Below are 2,232 nucleotides of genomic sequence, written 5' to 3'. Positions count from 1 at the left end.
GCCGGCGCGCGATGGCTATGAGCTGGCGGCGCACCTCGGGGTGCATGGGCGGCCAGGGTGCACGCGGCGCTTCGCAGGCGATGACATCGCCTTCCTTCATCAGCGCCTTGGCGGCCAGAAAGCCGGCCTGGCGGTTCTCATGGTTGATCAGGGGCAGCCAGCGCTGGTACTGGGCGAAAGCCTGGTCCTTGTCGCCGGCGCGGTGCGCCTCGATGATGGGGCGGATGCCGTCGGCAAAGCCGCCGCCGGTCATGGCACCGGTGGCGCCCGCTTCCAGGTCGGCCAGCAGGGTGATGGCCTCTTCGCCGTCCCAGGGCCCTTCAATGGCCTCGCCGCCCAGGGCGATCAGCTCGCGCAGTTTGTTCGCCGCGCCGGCCGTTTCCATTTTGAAGTAGCTGACCTGTTCAATCTCCTTGGCCATCTGGGCCAGGAAGGCGGGAGACAGCGGCGTGCCGGCCGCGGGCGCGTCCTGGACCATGATGGGAATGGCTATGGCGTCGGACACGCCNTCAATCTCCTTGGCCATCTGGGCCAGGAAGGCGGGAGACAGCGGCGTGCCGGCCGCGGGCGCGTCCTGGACCATGATGGGAATGGCTATGGCGTCGGACACGCCCTGGTAGAAGGCGCGCACCTGCGCCTCGCCGAAACGGAAGGTGGCGCCGTGGTAGGGCGGCATGACCATCACCATGGCCGCGCCCATGTCCTGCGCGCGCCGGCTGCGCTCGGCGCAAATTTTGGTGCTGGTGTGCGTGGTGGTCACGATCACGGGCACGCGGCCGGCTACATGTTCGAGCACCAGGCGCGTGAGCGTTTCGCGCTCGTCGTCAGCCAGCAGGAACTGCTCGGAGTAGTTCGCGAGGATGCACAGGCCGTCGACGCCCGAGTCGATCATGAAGTCGACGCAGCGCTTCTGGCTGGCCAGGTCGAGCGTGCCGTCTTCGTGGAAAGTGGTCGGCACGACCGGGAAGATGCCGCGGTAGCGCGGGTTGGAGAGTCCAGGCATGGCGCGGCTCCTTATTCAATGATGTCGAACTGGTCGAGGTACTCGGTCTTGAGCGTGAGGCCCAGGCCCGGCACGTCGTCCCTGAGCTGGATGAAACCGTTGTCGGCGATGGGCTCGCCGTCGAAGATGTACCAGAACAGCTCGTTGCCGACTTCCACATCGAAGATCGGGAAGTACTCGGCCATGGGCGAGGCCAGCGTGCTCATGGTCAGGTGGTAGTTGTGCATCTGGCCGGCGTGCGGGACCACGGGCACCGAATAGGCCTCGCACAGCGCATTGATCTTGTGCGCGGCCGTGATGCCGCCGACGCGGTTGGTGTCGTACTGCACGACGCTGACGGCCTTCTTGTCGAGCAGCTGCTTGAAGCCGTAGAGTGAAAATTCGTGCTCGCCGCCCGAGATCGGGATGATGTTCATGGCGTTCAGCTCGGCGTAGCCGTCGATGTCGTCGGCGATCACCGGCTCTTCGAGCCAGCGCGGCTCGTACTTGGCCAGCTTGGGCAGCATGCGCTTGGCGTATTCGAGGTTCCAGCCCATGTAGCACTCGAGCATCAGGTCGGTGTCGTAGCCGATGACCTCGCGGATGGCTGCTACCGATTTGAGGTTCTCCGCCACGCCTTTTTGCAGGTGCGCGGGGCCGTAGCCAAAGCGCATCTTGAAGGCCGTGAAGCCCTGGTCCAGGAACTTCTGCGCTTCAATCTGCATGTCCTTCATGTCGGTGCGGTAGAGCTTGGAGTAGTAGCAGGGGATCTTTTCCTTGGTGCGCCCGCCGAGCAGCTTGAACACCGGCTTGTTCACGCTCTTGCCCAGGATGTCCCAGATCGCCAGGTCGATCGCCGAGATCGCCGCCATGGTCACGCCCTTGCGGCCCCAGGCGTGCGTGGCGCGGTACATGCGCTGCCACAGGTATTCGTAGTCCCACGGGTCCTGGCCAATCACCAGCGGCGCCAGGTACTGGTCGATGATGGCCTTGGCGATGCTGGGCGCCAGGGCCACGTTGCCCAGGCCGACGGTGCCATCGTCGGTCTCGATCTCGACCACCGTCCAGGAATGGAAGCGGAAGGTGCTCATGGACTCGGTGTTGGAGTACACCAGGTCCATGGCGTTGGAGCAGAAATTGCCTTGCGGCGGAACGGTCTTGCCCTTCCATTGGAAAACGCGGGCGCGGACGGATTGGATCTTCATAAGACCTCCCTAAAGAAACGATGAAAGAGGTGGCACTGGCCACCG

At 64.5% G+C, this 2,232-nt stretch carries 2 protein-coding genes; both read right to left on the bottom strand.

The genetic code is table 11. From position 1 onward, the window contains the following. On the bottom strand, window positions 1-1,003 hold a 1,003-nt coding region (locus QZH66_RS15245; RefSeq protein ID WP_305806757.1), incomplete at its 3' end, for a dihydrodipicolinate synthase family protein. Window positions 1,004-1,014: 11 nt separating this feature from the next. Beyond that, window positions 1,015-2,187: an L-rhamnonate dehydratase gene (locus tag QZH66_RS15240; protein ID WP_305806756.1), complete on the bottom strand. Its 1,173-nt coding sequence runs from the start codon at window positions 2,185-2,187 to the stop codon at window positions 1,015-1,017. Window positions 2,188-2,232: the final 45 nt, after the last annotated feature.

This window comes from Stenotrophomonas sp. YIM B06876 (assembly GCF_030711595.1).
Taxonomy (GTDB): Bacteria; Pseudomonadota; Gammaproteobacteria; order Xanthomonadales; family Xanthomonadaceae; genus Stenotrophomonas.
The sequence above is the reverse complement of the archived record's forward strand: the minus strand, read 5'-3'. Positions and strand labels throughout refer to the sequence as shown.

What these genes read in the sequence shown, in the direction of transcription:
- QZH66_RS15240 (WP_305806756.1), bottom strand. Translation starts at nt 2,187, where the DNA reads ATGAAGATCCAATCCGTCCGCGCCCGCGTTTTCCAATGGAAGGGCAAG.